At 69.8% G+C, this 23,305-nt stretch carries 18 protein-coding genes; 11 read left to right on the top strand and 7 right to left on the bottom strand.

The genetic code is table 11. The features are described 5' to 3' along the window. Nucleotides 1-2: 2 nt before the first annotated feature. Nucleotides 3-821, bottom strand: coding sequence for a TIGR02269 family lipoprotein (locus tag K8625_RS27225; RefSeq protein WP_223784343.1), 819 nt, complete (start codon nt 819-821; stop codon nt 3-5). Nucleotides 822-981: 160 nt separating this feature from the next. On the opposite strand from K8625_RS27225, the gene nth reads away from it, so the two are divergent. Both nth and K8625_RS27215 read left to right on the top strand, forming a co-directional pair. Then, on the top strand, nt 982-1,614 hold the full coding sequence (gene nth, locus K8625_RS27220; RefSeq protein ID WP_223784342.1) for an endonuclease III: 633 nt from the start codon (nt 982-984) through the stop codon (nt 1,612-1,614). 90 nt (nt 1,615-1,704) lie between these two features. Then, nucleotides 1,705-3,024 carry a DUF418 domain-containing protein gene (locus K8625_RS27215; protein ID WP_223751087.1) on the top strand — a complete coding sequence of 440 codons (1,320 nt, stop codon included), beginning with the start codon at nt 1,705-1,707 and terminating at the stop codon, nt 3,022-3,024. 15 nt (nt 3,025-3,039) lie between these two features. Here K8625_RS27215 and K8625_RS27210 read toward each other — a convergent pair whose 3' ends face one another. Further along, nucleotides 3,040-4,161 (bottom strand): MFS transporter, encoded by a 1,122-nt coding sequence (locus K8625_RS27210; RefSeq protein ID WP_223784341.1) that lies wholly within the window; start codon nt 4,159-4,161, stop codon nt 3,040-3,042. 256 nt (nt 4,162-4,417) lie between these two features. Between K8625_RS27210 and K8625_RS27205 the strand changes: the two genes are divergently transcribed. From K8625_RS27205 to xdhB, 3 genes are all read left to right on the top strand, one after another. Continuing rightward, the gene (locus K8625_RS27205) at nt 4,418-5,302 is read left to right on the top strand and encodes a LysR family transcriptional regulator (protein ID WP_223784340.1); all 885 of its coding nucleotides are present in this window, start codon (nt 4,418-4,420) and stop codon (nt 5,300-5,302) included. Nucleotides 5,303-5,404: 102 nt separating this feature from the next. Next, a complete protein-coding gene (xdhC, locus tag K8625_RS27200) occupies nt 5,405-6,238 on the top strand; it encodes a xanthine dehydrogenase accessory protein XdhC (RefSeq protein ID WP_223784339.1) in 834 nt (277 codons plus the stop codon). A 5-nt stretch (nt 6,239-6,243) separates the two neighbouring features. Then, nucleotides 6,244-10,056, top strand: a complete 3,813-nt coding sequence (xdhB, locus tag K8625_RS27195; protein WP_223784338.1) for a xanthine dehydrogenase molybdopterin binding subunit — start codon at nt 6,244-6,246, stop codon at nt 10,054-10,056. Nucleotides 10,057-10,119: 63 nt separating this feature from the next. Here the strand turns inward: xdhB and K8625_RS27190 are convergent, their stop codons facing one another. From K8625_RS27190 to K8625_RS27175, 4 genes are all read right to left on the bottom strand, one after another. Then, nucleotides 10,120-11,784 (bottom strand): hypothetical protein, encoded by a 1,665-nt coding sequence (locus tag K8625_RS27190; RefSeq protein ID WP_223784337.1) that lies wholly within the window; start codon nt 11,782-11,784, stop codon nt 10,120-10,122. Nucleotides 11,785-12,131: 347 nt separating this feature from the next. Further along, a complete protein-coding gene (locus K8625_RS27185) occupies nt 12,132-13,103 on the bottom strand; it encodes a hypothetical protein (RefSeq protein WP_223751081.1) in 972 nt (323 codons plus the stop codon). Next, entirely contained in the window at nt 13,100-13,921 is an 822-nt protein-coding gene (locus K8625_RS27180) for a serine aminopeptidase domain-containing protein (protein ID WP_223784336.1), read from the bottom strand. Before K8625_RS27180 ends, K8625_RS27185 begins: the two co-directional genes overlap by 4 nt. Nucleotides 13,922-14,075: 154 nt before the next feature. Then, nucleotides 14,076-15,092 carry an AraC family transcriptional regulator gene (locus K8625_RS27175; RefSeq protein WP_223751080.1) on the bottom strand — a complete coding sequence of 339 codons (1,017 nt, stop codon included), beginning with the start codon at nt 15,090-15,092 and terminating at the stop codon, nt 14,076-14,078. A gap of 118 nt (nt 15,093-15,210) precedes the next feature. Between K8625_RS27175 and K8625_RS27170 the strand changes: the two genes are divergently transcribed. Next, on the top strand, nt 15,211-16,011 hold the full coding sequence (locus K8625_RS27170; RefSeq protein WP_223784335.1) for a hypothetical protein: 801 nt from the start codon (nt 15,211-15,213) through the stop codon (nt 16,009-16,011). Nucleotides 16,012-16,013: 2 nt separating this feature from the next. Here the strand turns inward: K8625_RS27170 and K8625_RS27165 are convergent, their stop codons facing one another. Then, nucleotides 16,014-16,832: a hypothetical protein gene (locus K8625_RS27165; protein WP_223784334.1), complete on the bottom strand. Its 819-nt coding sequence runs from the start codon at nt 16,830-16,832 to the stop codon at nt 16,014-16,016. 136 nt (nt 16,833-16,968) lie between these two features. On the opposite strand from K8625_RS27165, the gene K8625_RS27160 reads away from it, so the two are divergent. The 5 genes from K8625_RS27160 (at nt 16,969) to K8625_RS27140 (ending at nt 23,206) form a co-directional block, all read left to right on the top strand. Beyond that, nucleotides 16,969-17,343 (top strand): hypothetical protein, encoded by a 375-nt coding sequence (locus tag K8625_RS27160; protein ID WP_223751077.1) that lies wholly within the window; start codon nt 16,969-16,971, stop codon nt 17,341-17,343. A gap of 43 nt (nt 17,344-17,386) precedes the next feature. Then, on the top strand, nt 17,387-18,175 hold the full coding sequence (locus K8625_RS27155) for a DUF4336 domain-containing protein (RefSeq protein ID WP_223784333.1): 789 nt from the start codon (nt 17,387-17,389) through the stop codon (nt 18,173-18,175). Nucleotides 18,176-18,316: 141 nt separating this feature from the next. After that, nucleotides 18,317-18,553: a hypothetical protein gene (locus tag K8625_RS27150; protein ID WP_223784332.1), complete on the top strand. Its 237-nt coding sequence runs from the start codon at nt 18,317-18,319 to the stop codon at nt 18,551-18,553. 230 nt (nt 18,554-18,783) lie between these two features. Continuing rightward, complete coding sequence (locus K8625_RS27145) at nt 18,784-20,058, top strand: endonuclease/exonuclease/phosphatase family protein (RefSeq protein WP_223751074.1); 1,275 nt, start codon at nt 18,784-18,786, stop codon at nt 20,056-20,058. Nucleotides 20,059-20,227: 169 nt separating this feature from the next. Continuing rightward, nucleotides 20,228-23,206, top strand: a complete 2,979-nt coding sequence (locus K8625_RS27140; protein ID WP_223784331.1) for a Vps62-related protein — start codon at nt 20,228-20,230, stop codon at nt 23,204-23,206. Nucleotides 23,207-23,305 lie beyond the last annotated feature (99 nt).

The raw sequence follows: 23,305 nt of genomic DNA, 5'->3' as shown, positions 1-23,305 counted from the left end.
CTCTAGTCCTTCGACAATTGCATGTTCGCAGTGAGCTGCTGCCAGTACGACATGGGCATTCCAACCAGACGATACTTCTGGATCATCAGCCCCGCGAAGTCGAATAGCCTCCTGCGGACTTCTTCCGGCGTGGTGTCGCTCTTCTTCGCCACCTCTCCCTCCACGCGCTCGATGAATTGGCGCCAGTCCGCGTTCCATGGGGCGCCATATGCGCCGCCGTGGATTTCCTTGTGCCGCTTCACGTCGACAGCAAGGGTCCACTCGTGGATGTTGATGCGGCGGCTCGCGAAGTAGGACTCGAACGCCCGCGGAAAGATGTGGTGCTTCTCCTTCGTCGCCTGTTCCCACTCCTGGCGAGCCTTGCGGAGGGCCTTCTGGCTCGGAAGCTCCTCGGGGCGCTCCTTCCGGAAGACGAGCACCGGCTCGCGGCCGGGCAGCACCTGAGGCGCGCCCCAGTATCTCTGGGGCGCGTTACCTACACCCGCCATCGGCGCGGTTGGCGCGCCCGTACGGAACGCCACTGCAGCGGATGCAACGTCCTCGCAACGGTAGAGTCCACACACGCCACCGTCACACGCGGTGGTGACACACCCCTCATCCCCGTCGTCTTCCGCGGCCGTCCGGCAGTCCGCCGCGGAGTCATCCTCGAGCGGCAGCCCCTCGACCTCCGCGCGGACGGCAGGTGCCGACGCGCAGCTGACCAGCAGGAAAAACAGCACGGCCCACCACCTACGCACTGTCATGGACTGCTCCCGGACAATGGTGTTCCCGCAGCATGAGCCCACGCTGCGAAGCGGGGAAAGCTGCCACACGAGCGCCATGACGCACAGGACACCGGGCGTGGTGTCCGGTGCGGCCAATGCGAGCCGGGGCGCAGAAGGACTCGGTCGACGCGCGCAACGGAGAAGGTGCCGTTGGGGAAAACGCGAATCCAAGCCCCGGATGTCAGATGCCTCAGGTAGGGTGGCGCTCACACACCCCATGAAACCCGCCGAGAAAGCCACCCTCCTCCTCGAGCGCCTGCGCGAGCAGCACCCCGACGCACGCTACGAGCTTGACTGGTCCACCCCCTTCGAGCTGCTCGTCGCCACCATCCTCGCGGCCCAGTGCACCGACGAGCGCGTCAACCGCGTCACCGCCACCGTCTTCCCCAAGTACCCCGGCCCCCAGGCCTTCGCCGACGCGGACACCGCCCAACTGGAGGAGGACCTCAAGCCCACCGGCTTCTACAAGCAGAAGACCAAATCCGTGCAGGCCATGAGCCGGGCGCTCCTGGAGCAGTTCGGCGGCGAGGTACCCCGCACCGTGGAAGAGTTGGTGAAGCTCCCCGGCGTGGCCCGGAAGACGGCCAACGTGGTGCTCAACACCGCGTTCGACATCCCCTCCGGCATCATCGTCGACACCCACGTCGCCCGCGTCAGCCAGCGCCTGGGCCTGACGAAGCACGACAAGCCCGAGGCGATTGAGCAGGACCTGATGAAGCTCGTCCCCCAGGACACCTGGACCTTCTTCGGCCCCGCCACCGTCCTGCACGGCCGCTACACCTGCACGGCCAAGAATCCCAGATGTGAGACGTGCATCGTGAAGGACATCTGCCCACGCATCGGCGTATAGGCCCACCCGGCTTGCCGGGTCAGCGCCGTATCCGCCGCAAGCACGGAATACAGACAATGAAACGGGGGTTCGAGCGTATCTACGCAAGACATGACCCCTGCTCCTTCGTCGGCCACCCCCACCGACGCCCGCCCGGTAGACTCAGGCGAGCGCCTGGCGTTGCTCGACACGCTGCGAGGCTTCGCGCTCTGCGGCGTGTTCATCTCCAACACCTTCATGTGGTTCAGCGGTCGGGCGTTCCTCCCCAAGGAGCAGCTCGAGGCGCAGTTCACCCAAGGCTCGCTCATCGACCGCATCATCATGCCGGCCTTCGGCATCCTGGTGGGCGGCCGGTTCATCACCATCTTCTCGTTCCTGTTCGGCCTGGGCTTCGCGGTGCAGATGGGGCGCGCGGACGCCCGGGGCTCGGACATCACCCGGCTCTACATCCGCCGGCTCGTGGTGATGCTGGCCCTGGGGCTCAGCCACCTGTACCTCATCTGGTACGGAGACATCCTGAGCAACTACGCGTTGCTCGGCTTCTGGCTGTTGTTGTTCCGGAAGCGGGACGACCGCACGATTCTGGGATGGGCGATAGCGCTGCTGGTGGTGGGCCCGCTGCTCACCACCTTCGTCCTCAAGCTCCCGCAGCTGCTCGCCGCCACCCCCGAGGCCGCCGCCGCGCTGGCGAAGGCGCAGAGCGAACGTTCGGCGGCGCTGAAGGTCGCCCTGTTCCCCAGCTTCACGGACGGCAGCTGGTGGGATGTCGTCAAGGCGGGCGCGACGTTCCACCGGGTCGAGTTCCTGCACATCATGGTCCTCCACTCGGTGGGGCTCATGGGCCGCTTCCTCCTGGGCTTCTACGTGGGCCGCCGGCGCCTCTTCCATGACGCCGCCCAGCACCTGCCACTCTTCCGCCGGCTGCTCTACGGAGCGCTGGCGATGGGTGTGGTGGGCGGAGGCGTGGGCGCCGTGGTGCAGCAGCTGGTCATCCGGAAGATCCTGGACCCGGACGCGCTGCCCGCGTGGCTGCCGTTCGCGCTGACCCCCATCCGGACGATGGGGGAGATTGGCTTCGCGGCGACGTACGTGCTGGCCATCACCCTGCTCTTCCAGCGCTCGACCTTCCAGCGCATCTTGTCGGTGCTGGCGCCCGTGGGTCGCATGGCCCTGACGAACTACCTGAGCCAGTCCGTCATCAGCGTGCTCGTGTTCTACGGCTACGGCCTGGGGCTGTTCGGGAAGCTGGCGCCCAGCCTGTGCATCCTCTACTGCCTGGGCGTCTTCGCCGTGCAGATCGTCTTCAGCCACCTGTGGCTGTCGCGCTTCCGCTTCGGGCCCATGGAGTGGGTGTGGCGCTCGCTGACGTACGGCAAGGCCCAGCCGATGCGCAAGAGCGCCGGGGCATCCGGCGCGGCGATGGCGACCTGAGCCGCGCGCCGTGATTCAGCGCCGGGGCACGGGTGGGAAGCCGTGCTCCCGCGCCCTCCAGGCCACGAGCAGCGTGGGCACCAGGAGGAGCATCAGCATCCACGGGAACGAGCGCGTCCCCAGCGTGTCGAGCAGCACGCCGCCCACAAGCCCTCCTCCCGCGATGGCGATGTTCCACACCGTGACGACCATGGACTGCGCGACGTCGGAGGCCTCCCCGGCCGTCTTCGCCGAGGCCGTCTGGAAGAGCGTGGCCACGCCGCCATAGGCCAGCCCCCAGACGGCGACGCCCGCGTGGACCACGGCGGGAAGCCCGCTCGACACCGTGAGCGCCACCGCCACCCCGATGAAGAGCGCCGTGCTCAGGAGCACCAGCTCCCGCAGCCACCGGTCGATGAGCACGCCCACGCCCCAGATGGAGGCGAGCGCCGCCACGCCGAAGACGAGCAGCACCACGTCGATGTCCCCCGCCATCCCCATCGCCCCCAGGAACGGGGCGATGTACGTGTAGAGCACGTTGTGCGCGAGCACGAACGCCAGCGTGACGAACAGCACGGGGCGGATGCCGGGCATCAGGACCACGCGGGCGAGCGACAGCCGCTGGTCCTCGGGCTGCCCGGGGAAGTCCGGCACGCGCGCGAGCACCCAGCCCACGAGCACCAGCGTCAGGCCACTCATGATTCCGAAGGTGACGCGCCAGCCGACGGCCGCGCCCAGGAACGTGCCCGCCGGAATCCCCAGGGACAGCGCCAGCGGGATGCCCACCATCGCGATGGCCATCGCCCGGCCCTTCTGTCGCTCGGACACCATGCGCGCCGCGTAGCTGGCGACGAGCGCCCAGAGCAGCCCCGCGAACACCCCCGCCAGGAAGCGCGCCGCCAGCGTCACCGCGAAGCTGGACGACACCGCCGTGACGGTGTTGACGACGGCGAAGCCCAGGATGGCGCCGAGGAGCAACGGCCTGCGGCGCCACCCCTGCGTCGCCGCCGTGAGGGGAATCGCCGTCAGCAACGTGCCGAGCGCGTACAGCGTGACGAGCTGTCCGGCCAGGGACTCGGAGACGCCCAGGTCCACGCTCATCCGGGGCAGCAGCCCCGCGGGGAGCGCCTCGGTGAGCACGGTGATGAAGGCCGCCATCGCCAGCGCGAGGAGCCCTCCGAGAGGGAGCGCGGGTTCGGTCCGCGGGGTGGCATCGACAGGAAGCGAGGAGGTGGTCATGGCCTGTGGGGATGAGGTCGATACACGGAGGCCCTCGTGCCGAAGAGGCGAGGTGGGCCCGTGGGCGTCGACCGTGAGGTGTTGGCGGGCAAGGTAATTTCGGGCGGGCTCGCGGACCATCACGCTAGAGTTCGGAACACATCGGACATGGATGTCCGGAATCGGAGCGCGGTGGATGGACAGTCTCGGCTCACTGCAGGCCTTCGTTCAGGCGGCGGAGGCGCGCAGCTTCACCGTGGCGGGACGACAGCTCGGGGTGTCGTCGTCGGCCATCGGCAAGGCGGTGTCGCGGCTGGAGGAGCGGCTCTCGGTCAGGCTCTTCCACCGCTCGACACGCACCATCACCCTGACGCCGGAGGGCTCGCTCTTCCTGGAGCGCTGCCGGCGCATCTTCTGTGAAGTCGAGGCCGCGGAGCTGGAGCTCGCGCGCACGCAGGAGGCTCCGCGCGGCAAGCTGCGCATCAGCATGCCCCTGGTGGGCATGTTGATGATGCCGACCCTGAGCGCGTTCATGCGCGCATATCCGGACATCGAGCTGGACCTGGACTTCTCGGACCGGCTCGTCGACGTCATCGACGAGGGCTTCGATGGCGTGGTGCGCGGCGGAAGCATCAGCGACTCGCGGCTGATGGCGCGGGTGCTGGGGACGTTCCGGCTGGTCCTCGTCGCCTCGCCGGACTATCTCGCGCGCCGGGGCACACCCCGCAGGCCCGAGGACCTGAAGCAGCACGCGTGTCTGCACCACCGCTTCGCCACCACCGGCAAGCTGGAGCGCTGGCCGTTCCGCAAGGGGCGCAAGAAGGAAGTCGAGCTGCCCACCACGGTGGTGGCGAGCACCATCGAGCCGCTCATCCACCTGGCAGAGCAGGGCCTGGGCATCACCTGCCTGCCGGACTTCGCCCTGCGCCGGCAGTTCGCGCAGGGCACCCTGGTGAAGGTGCTCGACAGCCACCTCCACCACCAGGGCACGTTCCGGGTGCTGTGGCCCTCCAGCCGCTACCTGTCCCCCAAGCTGCGGGTGTTCGTGGACTTCATGGCGGCGCACCTGTTCGAGACCTGAGACTTCCGGGCCCGCCCGCCCGCCGGGCCGCCATCCATTCCACACAGGATGCACGCAGACCCATCCCCACCGGACACAGGGTGTGGCAGAGTCTGGGGGACCATGTGGGATTGGGTCCGCCAGTTGGGCGAGTGGGCGCGCGAGGGTGCGCCCTTCGCCGTGGCCACCGTAACAATGTGTCAGGGAAGCACCCCCGCCGAGCCCGGCGCGAAGCTGCTGGTGCGCGGGGACGGCGTGTTCCACGGCACCGTGGGCGGCGGACACCTGGAGCAGCTGGTGCTCGCCGACGCGCGCGGGTGCCTGGAGCGCGGCGAGTCCCGCACGTACCGCTACCCGCTGGGCGCGAAGCTCGGCCAGTGTTGTGGAGGCGTGGTGGACGTCTTCGTGGAGCCCGTCAACCACGGGCCTCGGCTGTACCTGTTCGGCGCCGGCCACGTGGGCCAGGCGGTGTGTCGCATCCTGGAGGGCACCCCCTTCCGGGTGCACCTGGTGGACGAGCGCTCCGAGTGGCTCCAGGGCGAGCGCATCCCTCCTTCCGTGACGCGCCACGACGAGCCGTGGGAGGACTTCTTCGCCCGCGCCACGTGGGACGCCCGGCGCACCTATGTCGCGGTGATGACGCACCGACATGACCTGGACCAGGACATCGTCGCCGCCGCGCTGGAGAAGCCCGCGCGCTACCTGGGCCTCATCGGCAGCAAGACCAAGTGGGCGCGGTTCCGGCAGCGCCTGGAGGCGCGCGGCGTGCCCGCGAGCCTCTTGAGCCGGGTGCAGTGCCCCATGGGGTTGGAGCTGGGCGGCAAGTCGCCCCAGGAGGTCGCGGTGAGCATCGCCGCGGGCCTGCTCCAGCTCCACCACCAGCCTTTCGTCGAAACCCGCCCCGAGCCGTCCGTCTCGGAGCCGCCCCGCCTGCGCGGGGTTTCGTCTGGAGAATGAGCACCATGTTCGAGTTCCGGCTCAACGGGAGCGTCGTCCGCGTCGACGACGTGTCCCCCAACACCACGCTGCTCGACTTCCTGCGCGCCAAGGGCGCCACGGGGACGAAGCAGGGCTGCGCCGAGGGCGACTGTGGCGCGTGCACGGTGGCCATGGTGGACCGCGACGCCCAGGGGAACCGCAACCTGCGCGCGTTCAACGCCTGCATCACCCTGGTCCCCATGGTGGCCGGCCGTGAAATCGTCACGGTGGAGGGCGTGGGCTCGAGGGAGAAGCCCCACCCCGTGCAGCAGGCCATGGTGAAGCACTACGGCTCGCAATGTGGCTTCTGCACGCCGGGCTTCGTCGTGTCGATGGCGGAGGCGTACTCGCGTCCGGCCGTCTGTAGCCCGGAGGCGGTGGCGGACCAGCTGTGTGGGAACATCTGCCGCTGTACCGGTTACCGCCCCATCCGCGACGCGATGATGGACGCGCTCGCCGCGCGCGACGCCGCGGTGGGGTTGAGCGCGATTCCCGGCACGCCGCTCGGTGGTCCCGCGGCGGCCCTGTCGTCCGTGAGCTACGAGGCGAAGGGACAGAAGTTCCTGCGGCCCACGTCGTGGGAGGAGCTGCTCGCGCTGAAGGCCGCGCACCCGGAGGCGATGCTCGTCGCGGGCGCCACCGAGCTGGGCGTGGACATCACCAAGAAGTCCAGGCGCTACCCCTTCCTCATCTCCACCGAGGCGGTGGAGGGCCTGCGCGACGTCCGTCGGGAAGCGGATGGATGGCACGTGGGCGGAGCGGCGACGCTCGTCGACCTGGAGGACGCGCTCGGCACGGCGCTGCCCGAGGTGACGAAGATGCTCAACGTCTTCGCCTCGCGGCAGATCCGCCAGCGGGCCACGCTCTCCGGGAATCTGGTGACGGCGTCGCCCATCGGCGACCTGGCGCCCGTGCTGCTCGCGCTGGATGCGCGGCTGGTGCTGGCGTCGGTGCGCGGCAAGCGGACGGTGGCGCTGTCGGAGTTCTTCCTCGCGTACCGCAAGACGGCGCTCCATGCGGACGAGGTGGTGCGCGCCATCGTCATCCCCCACGGCCCTTCGGCGGACAGCGGGCTGACGCGGCGTTCGGATTCCTTCAAGGTGTCCAAGCGGCGCGAGCTGGACATCAGCATCGTCGCGTCGGGCTTCTGCGTGGACGTGGACTCGGGCGGCGTGGTGCGGTCGGCGCGGCTGGGCTACGGCGGCGTCGCGGCGACTCCGATTCGCGCGCGTCGCACCGAGGAGCTGCTGGTCGGCAAGCCGTGGACGCGGGAGACCGTGGACCAGGTGCTGCCGGTGCTCGGCGCGGAGCTGTCCCCCATCAGCGACTTGCGCGGGAGCGCGGAGTACCGACGCGGGCTCATCGTGAGCCTGTTCGAGAAGTTCTTCACGGGTGAGCGCAGCCCCTCGCTGGACGCGGCGCCGGGCTTCGTCGGGAGTGACGGCGAGGTGCCCACGGACGCCACGCGCGTCCTGCGCCACGAGAGCGCGCTGGGCCATGTCACGGGCGCGGCGAAGTACGTGGACGACGTGGCGCAGTCGAGGCCGATGCTGGAGGTGTGGCCGGTGTGCTCGCCGCATGCGCACGCGCGAATCCTGCGCAGGGACGCGACGGCCGCCCGGGCCCTGCCCGGCGTGGTGACGGTGCTGCTCGCCGAGGACATCCCGGGGATGAACGACACCGGGCCCATCCGCCACGACGAGCCGCTGCTCGCCAGGGACGAGGTGCTGTTCCACGGGCAGATTGTCGCGCTCGTGGTGGGCGAGTCGGTGGACGCATGCCGCGAGGCCGCGCGTCAGGTGGTGGTCGAGTACGAGCCCCTGCCCGCGGTCCTCACGGTGGAGGACGCCATCGCCCAGGGCAGCTACCACACGGAGCCGCACATCATCCGCCGGGGTGACGTGGACGCGGCGCTCGCGGCGAGCCCTCGCAGGCTGTCCGGCACCGTGTCGATTGGCGGCCAGGAGCACTTCTACCTGGAGACGCACGCGGCCTACGCCGAGAAGGGCGACGATGGGGACATCACGGTGGTGTCCTCCACACAGCACCCGTCCGAGGTGCAGGCGGTGATTTCGCACGTACTGCACCTGCCGCGCAGCCGCGTGGTGGTGCAGTCGCCGCGCATGGGCGGCGGCTTCGGTGGCAAGGAGACGCAAGGCAACGCGCCCGCGGCGCTGGTGGCGCTGGCGTCGTGGCACACGGGCCGACCGGTGCGATGGATGTTGGACCGGGACGTGGACATGGTGGTGACGGGCAAGCGGCACCCGTTCCATGCCACGTACGAGGTGGGCTTCGACGAGCAGGGCAAGCTGCTGGCGCTGAAGGCCGTGCTGGTATCGAACGGCGGCTGGTCGCTGGATTTGTCCGAGTCGATTACGGACCGCGCCCTCTTCCACCTGGACAACGCCTATTACATCCCGGCCACGAGCTACACGGGGCGGGTGGCGAAGACACACCTGGTCTCCAACACGGCGTTCCGGGGCTTCGGCGGTCCGCAGGGCATGCTGGTGGGCGAGGAGGTCCTCGCGAGGGTGGCGCGCGCGGTGGGTCTGTCCGCGGAGGACGTGCGCGAGCGCAACTTCTACCGGGGCACGGGTGAGACGAACACCACGCACTACGGACAGGAGCTGGAGGACGAGCGGCTGCCGGGGCTGTGGCGTGAGCTGAAGGAGTCCTCGGAGCTGTCGCGTCGGCGCGCGGAGGTGGACGCGTTCAACGCGAGTTCAACGAACATCAAGCGGGGGCTCGCGATGACGCCGATGAAGTTCGGCATCTCGTTCACCGCGACGTTCCTGAATCAAGCGGGCGCGCTGGTGCACGTGTATCGGGATGGCTCGGTGATGGTGTCGCACGGCGGCACGGAGATGGGCCAGGGCCTGCACACGAAGATTCAGGGCGTGGCCATGCGTGAGCTGGGCCTGCCCGCGGACGCCATCCGGCTGGCGAAGACGGTGACGGACAAGGTGCCCAACACGTCCGCGACGGCGGCGTCGAGCGGCTCGGACTTGAACGGCGCGGCGGTGCGCGAGGCGTGTGTGAGCATCCGCGAGCGGCTGGCTCCGGTGGCGGCGAAGTTCCTGTCGGAGAAGCACGGGCGCGGGGTGGCGCCGGAGTCGCTGGTGTTCGAGGGCGGCCGCGTGGGCGTGAAGGGCGCGCCCGAGGTGTCGGCGGCGTTCGCGGCCGTGGTGGACGCGGCGTATCTGGCGCGCGTGGGCCTGTCGGTGACGGGGTACTACCGGACGCCGGGCATCGGCTACGACAAGGCGAAGGGCAAGGGAAAGCCGTTCCTCTACTTCGCGTATGGCGCGGCGGTGACGGAGGTGGAGGTGGACGGCCTCACGGGCATGAAGCGCGTGCTCCGGGTGGACGTGCTCGAGGACGTGGGCGACTCGCTCAACCCGGGCGTGGACCGGGGACAGATTGAGGGCGGCTTCGTGCAGGGCCTGGGGTGGCTCACGGGCGAGGACCTGCGGTGGGACGCGAAGGGCCGGCTGCTCACGCACTCGGCCAGCACGTACCCGGTGCCGGCGTTCAGCGACGCGCCCGTGGACTTCCGGGTGAAGCTGCTGGAGCGGGCGACGCAGCACAACACCATCCACGGCAGCAAGGCCGTGGGCGAGCCGCCGCTGATGCTCGCGCTGTCGGTGCGCGAGGCTTTGCGCGACGCCGTGGGCGCGTTCGGCCAGCCAGGGGGTGACGTGGAGCTCGCCGCCCCCGCGACGCACGAGGCCCTGTTCCTGGCCATCCAGAAGCGCCTGTCTCGAGGCAAGGCGGAGGACGGACGCGCCGCCGCATGATGGGCAGCTGAAGACAATGTCCAACCTGGAGCGGCCACAGCAGAGCGTCGAGCGAACGAGGGCTCAGCTCCGGGTCGGCGGCACGTCCGCCGGAGCCGTGCGCACCGACTCCTGAATGACCCGCGCGAGCGCCTCCAGGTCCACCGGCGCTGAGGGCGGCTGCTGCGCGAGCGCATCCTTCAGACACTCCGTCATCACCTGCCCGAACTCCGGCCGCGCGAAGAGCCCTGGACGGCTGTCCGCGGCGGACTGGAGCGCCTGCTCGACGACGGCGCGCACCCGGGCCTCGTCCGCCTCGTTGAGCCCTGGCCGCTGCACCAGCGCGTTCGCGACGATGCGCTCCAGGTCCTCGGGCCCCACGCCGTTCATCAACGACACGTTGAGCACCGGTACGGGCTCCGTCCCCGGGTTCACCCACGCGGTGGACACGTAGTGTGCGTGGAGCCGCCGCACCACCTGGTCGTGCTCGACCAGCTTCACGATGGACGACACCTGCGACTCGTCCATCCCCAGCGCCTGCGCCAGGGCGGCACGACGTGCGTCATCCGGAGCCGCGTCAAGGGCCACCACCGTGCCCCACAGGTCGATGGCGCCGCGCACCATCAGCCGGTCCGCGAGCGACTTCGCCCGCGCGCTCCCCACCCACTGGAGCAGCAGCGCCTGGTCCTGCCAGTCCACCAGTCGCTGGAGGCTGTGATTGGTCGAGAAGAACAGCCGCGCCGTGGGCACATAGGCCAGCCCATGCGTCGACTCGATGCCCTCCTCCGCGAGCCGCGCCACGTCGTCCCGGGTGAGCCCGGCGATCTCCTCCAGGTCCGCCACGCCCGCGGGGTTTCGCACCGCGATGCCGAACAGCGATGCGGCCTTGGCCACGACGAACTCGAGCACCTGGTCCCCGAGCGCCGCCACCGTGGCGCCCAAGAGCACCGCCCGGTCGAACCACTGCACCAGCGGCGCCTCGGAGCCCGCCTTGGGCGTCAGGAACATGGCCGCCACCACGGTCGCGCACAGCGAGAGCAACATCGAACGGGTCGCCCACGAGTACATCCGCGCGTTGAAGTCCTGGCTCGCCAGCCGCACGACGATGCGCCCGAAGTGGATGGCGAACGACACCGTCGCGGCGGACGCGGCGGCCACGGCCACCAGCGGCACCATCGTGTACCCATCCGCTGTCGGCTTCGGGAGCGGGAAACAGATGAGGTAGGTGAGCCCCAGCGTCAGCGTGGTGACCAGCCCATAGATTTGAGCGTGGAGTCCCACCTTGCCCAGCGCGGCCCGGAAGAGCAGCCGCTCGTAGCTCCACGACTTCTGGACGCTCAAGAGGATGCGCTGGTCCGTCGGGCTGTAGTTGCCCGGTGGATGCGCCAATTCGAACCGGGTCCGCGTCAGCCGCGAGCGCGCCGAGAGCAACGACGTATAGGTCAAACCGAACGGCAACAGGATGAGGAACACCGGCAGCCGCCACCCGCCCGGGACGTCCGGGGCCGTCGCCGCGGCGTGCTGACCCGCCACGGCGACGATGGCGAGCGCGAGGACGACCAGCGCCACGTCCACGACACCCGCCACGTGCTGCGTCCAGCCGCGACGGACCACCCCAGGCTTCTTCGGGGCGGCGCGCTTCGGCGCACGTCGCTCCGCGCGCCACCTCGACCACCAGCCGCGCAGCCCTCCCGGAGCAGGAGGGGACGTCGGCTCCGCGCGCGCCTCGAGCAGCTCGTTGTCTTTCATTGCATGTCCCCCGTTCACCCTGGCGGCGCATCCCGCCACGGCGAAGCGAGAGCATGGCGCAGGGGCCACCCCTCGCTCAAATCGACGTCCCTCTCGGCGTCGCCGAGGCGGACAGAAGCGTCCACCTCCAGCCAGACGCGGAGCAGAGTACGCGAGGCAGAGCCACCGGCTGTTGGTGTACCGACAATCGGTCTCGAAGGACCACTCGTCAGCGGCGTCCATCACCTTGAAGTAATAGGAGACCTCTCGCCTTCCACTCCTTGCACAGTGAAAGAACCACCGCGCGAGGGTCACGGACCACTCATCCGCGGGTCACCTGTCCGACGTCAGGAAATGGCCTGACAATCTCAGCCAGCCACCCGCTCCAGCCCCGGACGCGCGGCGTCAACACCCTCGGGCACCGCGGCGGACTCGGGAAAGCTCGCGCTCGCCCAGCGGGCCAGTTCCGCCACGCACGCCTCGATGGCGCCCCCCGTCGTGAAGATGTGATTGGTGCCCCGCAGTCGGACGCGCGACAGGTTCGGATGCGGCAGGTCCGCCAGCGCCGAGCGGTGGATGCGGTCGAAGAACACGTCGCGCAGCTTGCCCTCCGCCGTCATCACCAACACCGGCTGCCCGCGCCGCACCACGCGCTGCCACGCTCGCACCAACGGCACGTTCGCCACCGCCGGCAACGAATCCCAGTCCATCAACAGGTCCAACAACTTCTGACGCGGGAACGGCACGTACTTGAACAGCCGCGCGTACTCGTTCTCGCGCGTGAGCATCCGCATCCATCCCCAGTACGAGAACAGCTTCGACGTCACCCGCTTGAGCCGCCCCGGAGCCGCCTCCGTCACGTCCCCCTCCCCCACCGCGCTCGCCTCCTGCTCGGACAGGTAGAACTCCGGCTCGAACATGAACAGCCCCGGCACGCCCTCGGGCTCCTGGTCCGCCAGGTAGAGCGCCGTCGTCGCCGCCCCACACAGCCCCCCCATCAACAGGCCGCGCAAGCCGAACCGACGCTGCAATTCCTCTCGCACCGCGCTCGCCACCTCCACGAAGCCGCCCTGACACACGTGCTGGTACAGCTCCGCCGTCGTCTCCGGCAGCTCCCCCGCCGAGTCCCCCAACCCCGGCAGGTCGACGCGGAAGCACGCGAAGCCCTTCGACGCGAGCCGGTCCGCCGCGAGCACCGACAGCCCGCCATGCCCCGAGCGCGGCACATGCCCCGGATTCAGGAACAGCACCCCCACCGAGCGCCGAGTCCCCGGAGCGGGCGGATGGTACGTCCCCCAGAGCCGATGCCCCTTCACGTCCAACTGCACCAGCTCCCTCATGACCGCACCTCCGCGCGCGCCCCGCCGCCCGCGATGAAGCCCATGCCATCCGCGTACAGCTCCGTCAGCTCCGGCAGCAGCCGGTTGCTGGTGGTCCAGAAGAACGGCCGCGGCGCACGCACCGAGCCGCTCCGCCCCGGCGCGACGAACCGCTCCGCCGGCCTGCCATCCAGGTGCACCACCCGCCAGGGCCGCGCCTCGTGCGCCTCCGGCAATGCCAGCTCATAGCCCTCCGCGCTGCGCCACAGCGCCCGCGACCAGGGCAGCCCCTCCACCTCCACCACCTGCCCCGCCTCCATCCGCGCCACGTAGTCCTCACGCGAGCGCGCCTGTCCCCCCGTCCCCTCCAGGTTGTCCGCCGCCACCTTGCGCCGCAGCACCTCCATCAGGTGCGCCCGCCCCGACTCCGGCGGCTCCCACATCAACAACCCATTCACCGCGTCCGTCCGGAACACCCGCGCCGCCAGCAGCGCCCCCAGCCGCAAGCCATGCACGAACACCGGCACCCCGGGGCTCGCCGCGCGCAGGTGCTCCAGGCCCGTGCGCACGTCCTCCTCCCAGCGCGGGAAGGTCATCTCATCGAAGCGGCCCGTGCTCTCCCCCGAGCCCCGGTAGTCCAATCGCAGCACCTCCACGCCCCGCTCCGCCAGGTAGCGGGCCCACCTCACCCACACCACGTAGCCATGCGCGCGCTCCAATCCCAACGGCCCCGCGAGCAACACCGCCGCGCGACGCTCCGCCCGGGCCCGATGGTGGACGTAATAGAGCGAGTCCTCCCCCTGGGTCAGGAACCCAGGTGACTCAGTCAAAGCCGGCATGTGAGTGGAGAGTCCCCCGCTGCGATATCCCCGGATGCTAGGAACGCGCCGCCAAGCGAGTCAAACGGTCCTTGTCCGCCCGCCCGCTCCAGCATTCCCAGACATGTCGCGCGCAGTCTCGGCCGACCCGTTGACACGCCGTAACACGTGCAAATCAGGAAGAAGAGGAGTCCTGTTGCTCGCGGCGGAAGCGCTCGGGGCTCTGGCCCCACCAGCGCTTGAAGGCGCGGTGGAAGGCGGCGGGCTCGGCGTAGCCCAGCAGGAAGGAGACCTCCGCGATGGACATGCGACGTCGCAGGTAGATGCCGGACAGCTCACGTCGCAGGGTGTCGACGATGCCCGCGTACGAGTGGCCCTCCTCGGCCAGACGACGCTGGAGGGTGCGCGGAGGCACGCGCAGCGCCCGGGCCACGGCCTGGAAGGACGCGTCCCCACCCGAGAGGGCCTGCCGCACCTGCTCGCGCACGCGGTCCGCCGTGGTGCTCAGCGCCGGGAGCTTCTCCAGGGCGCGCTGGGCCAGCCGCTCGAACATGGCGTGCAGCAGCGTGTCCGCGTGGACGAAGGGGCGGCTGGCGTCCTCGTGGGAGAACTCGATGTCGCTGAAGGGCGCGTCGAACTCCAGCGGCGCCTGGAACAGGGCCTGGTGCTCGGACACGTCCTGGGGCGCCGGGTGGGCGAAGCGCACGCGCAGCGGGTGCACGTCCTCGCCGGTGAAGGCGCGCACGCCGGTGACGAACTGGCTCAGCGCGGCCTCCACCAGGTGCCGGTGCGCGGGCCGCCACGCGCCCACGGGCGTGAAGCGCATGCGCACGCCGCGCGCGGTGTCCTCCATCCGGAAGCGCTCGCCGTCGCCCCACACGCGCTGGTAGCGGACGCCGCGCTCCATCGAGTCGCGCAGCGTGGCGCTGGTGAGCACCACGAAGGTGGCAGGGTCGTCCAGGTCCACCATGTCCACGCGGGCGAGGTGCAGCCCCAGGTTGGCGTCGCCGGACAGGGACTCCATCTCTTCCAGCAGGTCGTCGAGGACCGCGTAGGGGACGCGCAGCTCCGGGTCGTCCAGGTCCTCCAGGCTCAGGCCCACCGCGCGCCGCAGCAGCGTCTCCACGGGCAGCCCCATCCGACTCGCGATGCGCAGGGCCTGGCGCGCCAGTCGGGCGGAGAGTGACGGCACGCCACTGGAGGACGGCTTCGGCACACGGCGGACGGTAGTCGCCGGCTGGCGCGCGCGGCAAGCCGTTCTGGCGCGGGCTGTCACTGCGGCCGGGCGCTCGGGACGGCACCCTTGGCGCATGAACGACACCGTCACCGCTCGCGCCTGCGTGCCCCGGCTGCACCTCTTCGAGTTCATCGACCAGGACTGGTTCCCCCGCGCCCTGAGGGACCTGGCGACCGACTACCTGCACACCGTCAGCTCGCGCCTGGGCCTCTTCGACGGCGCCACGGAGGTGCTCGCGCGAGGCTTGAAGGCCTCTGGGAGCGACGCGCTCTTGGATCTGGGCTCGGGGGGACGCGGACCGCTGCCCCGACTCAAGCGCCTGCTGGCGGAGAAGCACGGCGTGGAAGCGCGCGTGCTCCTGTCGGACAAGTATCCCAACGCGGAGGCCGCCGAGCGGGCGCGCGGCGAGGGTGTCACCTACCTGGAGCGCTCGGTGGACGCGCTCCAGGTGCCCTCGGACCTGCGCGGCATGCGGACGCTGTTCAACGCGCTCCACCACTTCCGTCCCGAAGAAGCCCGGCAGGTGCTGGCGGATGCACAGGCACGAGGTGTTGCCATCGCGGCGTTCGAGACGGTGCGCCGCACGCCGGTCGGGGTGCTGTCCATGCTGCTGGTGCCGGTGCTGGTGCTGCTCTTCACCCCGCTGGTGCGGCCCATGACGCCGCTGCGCCTGCTGCTCACGTACGGGGTGCCGGTGGCGCCGCTGCTCATCTTCTGGGACGGGCTGGTGTCCGCGCTGCGGGTGCACCATCCGCGTGAGCTCGCCGCGATGACCGAGTCCCTCGCGAAGGAGGGCTACACCTGGGAGGTCGGCGAGGTGAAGGCGCCGGGCAAGGTGGCCATCTCCTACGTGCTGGGGATGCCCACGAAGTGAGCTCAGCGGATCTGCAGCAGGATCGCCAGGACGATGATGCCATTGAGGCCCAGGCCCACGGAGAAGTAGCCACCGCTGGCCATGGAGACGCCCGCGGCCATGTTGATGTGGCCGATGTCCTCCCAGGCGACCTTGGCCCCGGCCTCGCCGCCGACGTTCAGTGCGCTGCCCCCGGCCACCGAGCGGGCCCCCATCATCAACCGCGCGTAGGGGATGAGCCAGGGCGACACGTAGTGCTGGTAACCACCGAAGCCGTTGAGCTCGAACAGGTCGGGAGGGCCCAGCACGGTGTTGAACCCGAAGCCCAGGCGCCGGTGGTGGAAGGCCATGGGCTGCAGGTTGAAGGACAGCTCCGTCGCGGCGCCCGCCTCGGTCGTCACGCGCAGGGCGAAGACCACCTCCGTGGCCGGCTTGTTCAGCGCGAGGGCCTCGTGTCGGAAGTCCGACGCGAGCTGGAGGTCCCTGGGGCCGCCACGGGCCTCGTGCACCTCCGCCAGCGCGATGGCGGCGGACTCCTGGCCCGTGTCGTAGACCTTGCGCAGCGGACGCTCGGCGCCGTTGTAGTCACCGGCCTCCTTGCGCAGCTCGCCCTCCGTCATGCACGCGGACAGGTCGCCTTCCTCACACGCCTTGGCGAAGGCCTCCGTGGCGCGATAGCGGTCGCCCTCGCGCAGGAGCTTCCGCCCCCACTCCGCGCAGGGCAGCAACGCCCCCGGCTCGCACGAGGGAGGCGCCGCAGGGGTCGTCGGTGTCGTCGCGCACGCCGTCACCCCGAAGAGACACATCACCAGCAGTCGCCACCGCGTCATTGTCTGGAACATAACGAATATTCCGATGGCGCGGTATGGCCTCCGAGCGCATGGGGCGCTGTCGATTTCCTGCAACGGTGTCGCGCGGCCTGTCTCCTCCCTTCAGGCGGGGGCGCTCGTGCCCCCTGTGACTCCTCGGGAGGACGACATGAAGGCGATGGCGAAGTACCTGGTGCTTCTCTCCATGCTGGTGGTGGGCTGTGGGAGTGACTCGAAGGGGGACGATGGGAAGGAGGACGGCGGCAACACGTCCTTCCCGGAGACCGTCGAGTGTGGGGACACGCGCTGCAAGCGCGCCACGGAGTACTGCGGCACCATCGTCACCGCGACGACGAGCCACGTGTGTCTGAAGAAGGAGGCAAGCTGCCACAGCTGCGAGTGCGTGAACCTGGACGCGGACCTTATCTCGCAGACGGGGCGCCGGGACTGCGCCGACAGGCCCGACGTCAACGTGTACTTCACCTGCGCGTATTACGACGACGTGGACTTCATCAAGACCTCGTGCACGGTGCGCTCGCGCTGAGCACCTTCGACGGCCCTGGCCCCGGACGGTAGGCTTCGCGGCCATGAGCGCTGGGAGCCGCGAGCACGCCGACGAACAGGATGAGTGGTCCCACGGCCTCCGACCCTATGTGCCGCTGTGCACGCTCAAGCCGGTGGCGGAGGGGCTCTGGTGCGTGGACGGGCCCGTCATCGAGATGAAGGTGGGGCCCATCACCCTGCCCTTCCCCACGCGCATGGTCATCATCCGCCTGCGCTCGGGGGGACTGTGGCTGTGGTCCCCCATCGCGCCCACGCCCGAGCTGTTCGCGGAGGTCGACGCGCTCGGCCCCGTCGAGCACCTGGTCTCACCCAACCGGCTGCACTACGTCTCCATCGCCGCGTGGAAGGCGCGCTACCCCGCCGCGACGGCCTGGGCGTCTCCGGGAGTGCGTGAGCGCGCGCGCTCGCAGAAGCTCGAGGCGCCGTTCGACGCGGACCTCGCCGACGGCGCGCCGGGGGTCTGGGCGGGGGACCTGGACCAGCTCATCTTCCGAGGCAGCCGCTTCATCGAAGAGGTCGTATTCTTCCATCGGGACTCGTCGACCTTGCTCGTCGCGGACATGGTCATCGCGCTGGAGCACGAGCGCGTCCAGCCGCGCTTCCGCTGGATGCTCACGCTCGGCGGGGCGATGTGGCCGGGACAGACGCCCAGGGAGGTCCAGCTCACGGCCTGGGGACGCAAGGCCGCCGCGCGCGCCTGCTACCAGCGGATGCTCGCGTGGAGGCCCCAGCGCGTCGTCGTGGGACATGGGCGCAGCTATCTAGACGATGCCCTGCCCCGGTTGGAGCGCGCCTTCGCCTGGGTGCGTTGAGCCGTCGCCCGGACGCCGCACACCTGCCCCGCGGTACGAGGCGACCGAAGATATCGGACAAGCGCCGTCTCCTCAGGGGTCGACCCGCCGTCGCCGTGGGACAACGACGGTCCGGGTCGAGCCCAGGCCGTGGGGGGACACATGAGAACGATGCTCGTGGCGCTGTTCGTCGGAGTCTGCTGTGGGGCCGGAGCCGCCGTGGCGGCCGAGGACGCGCCTCCGCGGGTCGAGGTGGAGCAGATGGAGCGGCTCGCGGCCGCGTGCTGCGATGACTGCGACGGGACCTTCGGCACCTGCTGGGACGCCTGCGAGGGCGAGGCCGATTGCCAGGCGGTGTGCACGTCGCGCCTGCGCTCGTGTCGCCGCACCTGCTGCTGAGGACCTGTCCCCGGTCCCCTGCCCCGAGTCCCGAGAAGGAAGGTGGTGCCCTCCTGCCCGCCTGCTCTCCGTCCCGGCGAGGAAGACAACCCCGCGTTTCGGGGGGGCTTGCCCCTGGCCAGTCGGAGGATCCGCACCGAACTTGAGGGGCACTCAGGAGGATTGGTGGATACCGTCGCTCGCCAGCTCGACTCGCTGCCCCGCGCCCCGCGCGCATCCCGGGAGGCCGTATGAAGGTGCCCGAGGTCCTGGAGCACCTGCCCGGCGTGGGCCCCCTGCTCGGCCGGATGGCCACCCCGATTGATGAGCCGCATCCGCGGAGGGACTCGACGCTCGTCCTGCCGACGCTCGATGCCCTCAAGCTGCCCGCCACGGAGCGCCAGCTCGGCGACGGGCGCGCCATCATCGTCCGTCACCCCGAGCCCCGCCCCGCCACGGGCCCGGGGCTCACGGTGATGACGTACAACATCCTGCTCGGGGGCCAGCGCCGCGCCGCGCTGCTGGCGTACTTCGACGAGTTGGAGGCCGAGGGCCGCATGCCCGACGTCATCGGCCTGCAGGAGGCCAACGTCCCCATCTCCGTGCTGCTGGCGGCGCGCTACGGCTTCCACCTGGCGTACCACGGCAGCGACGGGCTCCACGGCACTCGGCTGGTCAACGGCAAGGCCTTCCTCACCCGGCATCCGCTCGCGGACGCGGCCCACTTCACCTACGTCATCTCCGACGCCGAGCGCGCCGCCGCCATCCAGCGACGAGGCGGGGACCCGTGCGAGATTCCCGAGGACCGGGGCGCGCTCATGGTCCGGCTGGAGGTCGCGGGGCTGCCCGTCGTCCTCTACAACGTGCACCACACGCTGGGGGACTCCGGCATCAACGCGCACAACATGCGCCAGCTGAACCTGCTGGTGCGTCACCGGGAGGCCCCCCACGCGGTGGCGCTGGGTGACTTCAACGCCAACACCGCCATCAAGACGGGCGGCTCCTGGCTGATGGCGCACCTGAGGACGTACGACGACACGGACACGGTGGAGGAGTACGCCGTGCGCTACGGCGAGCCGAACACGAGCGTGGGCGACAAGGGCGTGGGCAACATCTCGGACCCGCGCCTGCGGCACGAGCTGCACGTGTTGGAGCAGGGGCTGCCGGAGACGATTGCCCACGCGGCCGTGACGCGGGTGCGCCTGCCCGGCGGAGCGATGATGACGCCGAAGCAGGCCTGCGCGGAGCTGCGCTCGGGCAAGGTGCAGCGCGGCAGCGAGCACTGGCTGCGATTGCAGGACATCGCGGACAGCGCGACGCTCACGTCCCTGCCGGACGAGTCCGGCGTGGTGCCGGCCACGGGCAAGCGCTTCGACAACTTCTACGCGAGCCCGGAGCTGGAGCCTGTCCTCTTCGAGGTGGACCGGAGCACGGAGTCCTCGGACCACCAGCCCGTCGTGGCGCACTACACGCCGCGCCCGGCGAAGGGCCAGAATGGGAAGCCGGCACCCACGAAGGCGACGTGAGGGTTTCGGGACGGCGGATTCGAACCTCGGGGTTCGAGTCCGCCCTCACCGTCACTCATCATCAAGGACACCGCGGCCCGAAAATTCAGGAAGTCCCCAACGAAAATAACAACCCAGGCCCCCATCCCGTCTCCTGCTCGCGGAATTCACGCTGGGAGAGGTCAAAGCAATGGGTCGGATTGGCAGGAAGCTGCTGGGGTGCCTCACAACACTCGCGATGGGCTGTCAGGGTGAAGTCCTGGAAGAAGGGGCGGAGCTCAGCCTCGCCTCCCTCCAGCGGGAGCTCGCCTCCCCCAGGGAGGAGTCATGTCTGGACATCCAGCAGGCCCGGCCCTCGGCTCCGGATGGGGAGTACACGCTGTATGTGCTGGGGGACCCGGCCTGGCCGTGGCGCGTCTACTGCCACGGGATGACAGGAGTACCCAAGGAGTACCTGCCCCTCCAGGAGCGCACCCTCTTCTCCAACTTCTCCCAATACACCGCGGGCGTCGCCTCACCGGGCACCACCGTGCGCAGCCGGTACTCCAGGCTCCGCATCAATCCCTACACCCTGGAGGTGGACACCTCCGACACGACCTTCGCGACCAGCACCGGTGAGCTTGCTCACGCCGGCCTGCCCGTCACCTCCATGCCCTTCGCCACGGCGATGTCCTGCGATTGGGCTGACTCCGGCCGGGCCAACATCGACCTGCGAGGCACGCCGTTCCGGGTCGCCCCGGAGGCGTTCGTCGTCACCGGCTGGGGACAGGTCGGCTCCCAGGTCTACAGCTTCGCCGACCAGGTCGTCTCGCTGAAGGGCGGCGGTTACTGCGGCTCGAACGCCCCGCTCAACGCCGACGGGCTCACCGGCGGGAAGCTGCCCCTGTTCTACACCCTGGCCGACAGCCCCTGGACGCCCGTCGCCCGCGTCTATCCCGTGGACGGCTCGGAGGCCACCGCGAAGCCGCTGCAGCCCGGCTACTACCTCACCCAGGACCTGAACCTGGGCCCCCAGGGCCTCGGCGCCGTCCATGTCCCACGAGGCTGGAGCGTCGTGCTCCATGCCGGCCCGGGCTTCACCGGCACCAGGCACTTCCTCGGCGGCGACGCCGAAATCGTCGGCAACCCATGGTACCGCCAGGCCCGCGGCATCGAGGTGAAGGCCGAGGTCACGCTCCACGCCGGCCACGGCTATCAAGGCGCCCGTCAGACGCTTCGCGCCGGCCGCTACGATCTGTCGCAGCTCACCATCGGCAACGACGCCCTGCGCTCAATCGAGGTGCCGGAGGGATTCCAGGTCACGCTCTACTGGCATGGCGGCTTCCAGGGCGGGCGGCTCATCCTCACCGAGAACACCGACCTCTCGGGCCACGAGTTCGACGCGCAGACCTCCAGCATCATCGTCGAGTCCACCACCGCCCGGCACAACAACATCGTCCACGGCCGCTGGCTCTCCTCGGGAGGACAGGACAAGGGCAGCACTCGCAACCGCGCCTTCACCGTCGACTACACGGGCCGCCCCGATGTCGTGAGCTTCGAGCTGGAGGCCGGCGTCGACCCCTACCTCTACCTCCTGGATGCCAACGGGCAGGTGCTCCTGGAGGGCGGGGAGACGCTGGGAGACGGCCGCGCGCGCCTCGCGTACTTCCTGAGCCCGGGCACGTACAAGCTGGTGGCCGCCACCGCCCAGGCGGGGCGGACGGCGGACTTCACGGTCCGCTCCGACAAGGCGCGCCTGAGCTATCCCCAGAAGCTCTGGGTGAGGACGGTGAACACCTTCACGTGGGCCTACGACGACAGCGGCACGGGCTCCCATGACGATGTCTCCGTCTGGCGTCCCGACCTCGGCCAGCACCCCGGCTACTACTCGCTGGGCGACATCGCCATGCCCGGCCATGGACAGGCACCGCGGATGACGTTCGCGGTCTCCGGCGAGGGAGACCTGCTCGCCAAGCCGCTCTATTACAACCGGATCTGGGAGGACGGCGGCACGGGAGGCAACCACGATGCCGCCTTCTGGCAACCCGTGCCTCCCCCTGGCTACACCTGTCTGGGTTCCGTCGTGGAGCTGGGCTACAACGCGCCTCCCACGGACCGCATCCGCTGCGTCAAGGATGAGTACGTGCTGCCCGCGGGCGCCAGCTGGGTCTGGAACGACAAGGGCTCCGGCAAGGCGAGTGGAGACATCGCGCTGTGGCAGGCGGACCCCAGGGACCACCGCACGCTGGCGACGTCCACCTTCGTCGGCCAGGGGAACTACGACGGTCCGGATGGCTCGCGGTTCTGGGCCCTCAACAACAGCGCGCTCGCCAACCCGGAGCTGCAGGGCGGCTTCGTCGACGACCTCACGGTGCTCCGCTACGCCCCGCGCATCCGGCTCCACCCGAACGAGACGTACTTTCCCGCCGGGATGAATGACTTCGTGCCGAACATGGTGGACGACGGCACGCGGCTGAGGACCCGTGACGCGCTCGCCTGCCCCGAGTGCACGAACCTGCCGTTCCTCCAGGGCAAGCGCCCGGACCAGCACAGCGTCCCCGTCTACGCGCAGATCATCCCGCGCACCCAGGCGGGCCTGCCTACCAACACCACGGACGTCGTCTATTGGCTGTTCTATCCCTACAACCGTGGCAAGCCCATCTGCACACAGTGGCATCACCTCCTTCGCACCTGCATGCAATACACGACCTTCGACAACCACGTGGGGGATTGGGAGCACCTCACCCTGCGGTTCGTCGACGGCCGACCGACCCAGCTGGCCATGAGCCAGCGCGCGGGACGTCCGCCCACCCACTTCGCCAGCAAGGACCTGGCGCTGGTGGACCTCCACCCCGAGGTCTACGCGGCCCAGGGCTCCCATGGCCTGTATCCGGCCCCTGGCCGATACACCTACGCCCAGGCCAACTTCAGCGAGTACTACCACGATGACACGGGGCCAGGCCTCGCCTGGGACGGATGGAGCAACGCCGTCATCTTCCCCTGGCAGCCGGCGGGGACGTACACCACGCCCGGGCTGGAGCGGTTCAACCTCACCGTGGACTGGGGCAATGACAAGGCCGGCTGCGGCAACCCGAACCTGATCTACGTGAGCGACTGCATCCTCAACCCGGGCCCCAAGGCCCCCATGGCCCGACCGTTCACCCAGCCGGGCAACCTGTCGATGCAATAGTCGCCGGAAATAACACGCGCTCCACCCCGCCGTCCTTTCGTCGAAGGAGACATCACTCCTTGGATGAAAGGACGGTCTTGCAAGAATGCCTCGGCGTCT

It is taken from the genome of Myxococcus sp. AS-1-15, assembly GCF_020037055.1.
GTDB classification, from domain to species: Bacteria; Myxococcota; Myxococcia; order Myxococcales; family Myxococcaceae; genus Myxococcus; species Myxococcus fulvus.
This window is presented reverse-complemented; position numbering and strand designations above follow the sequence as displayed.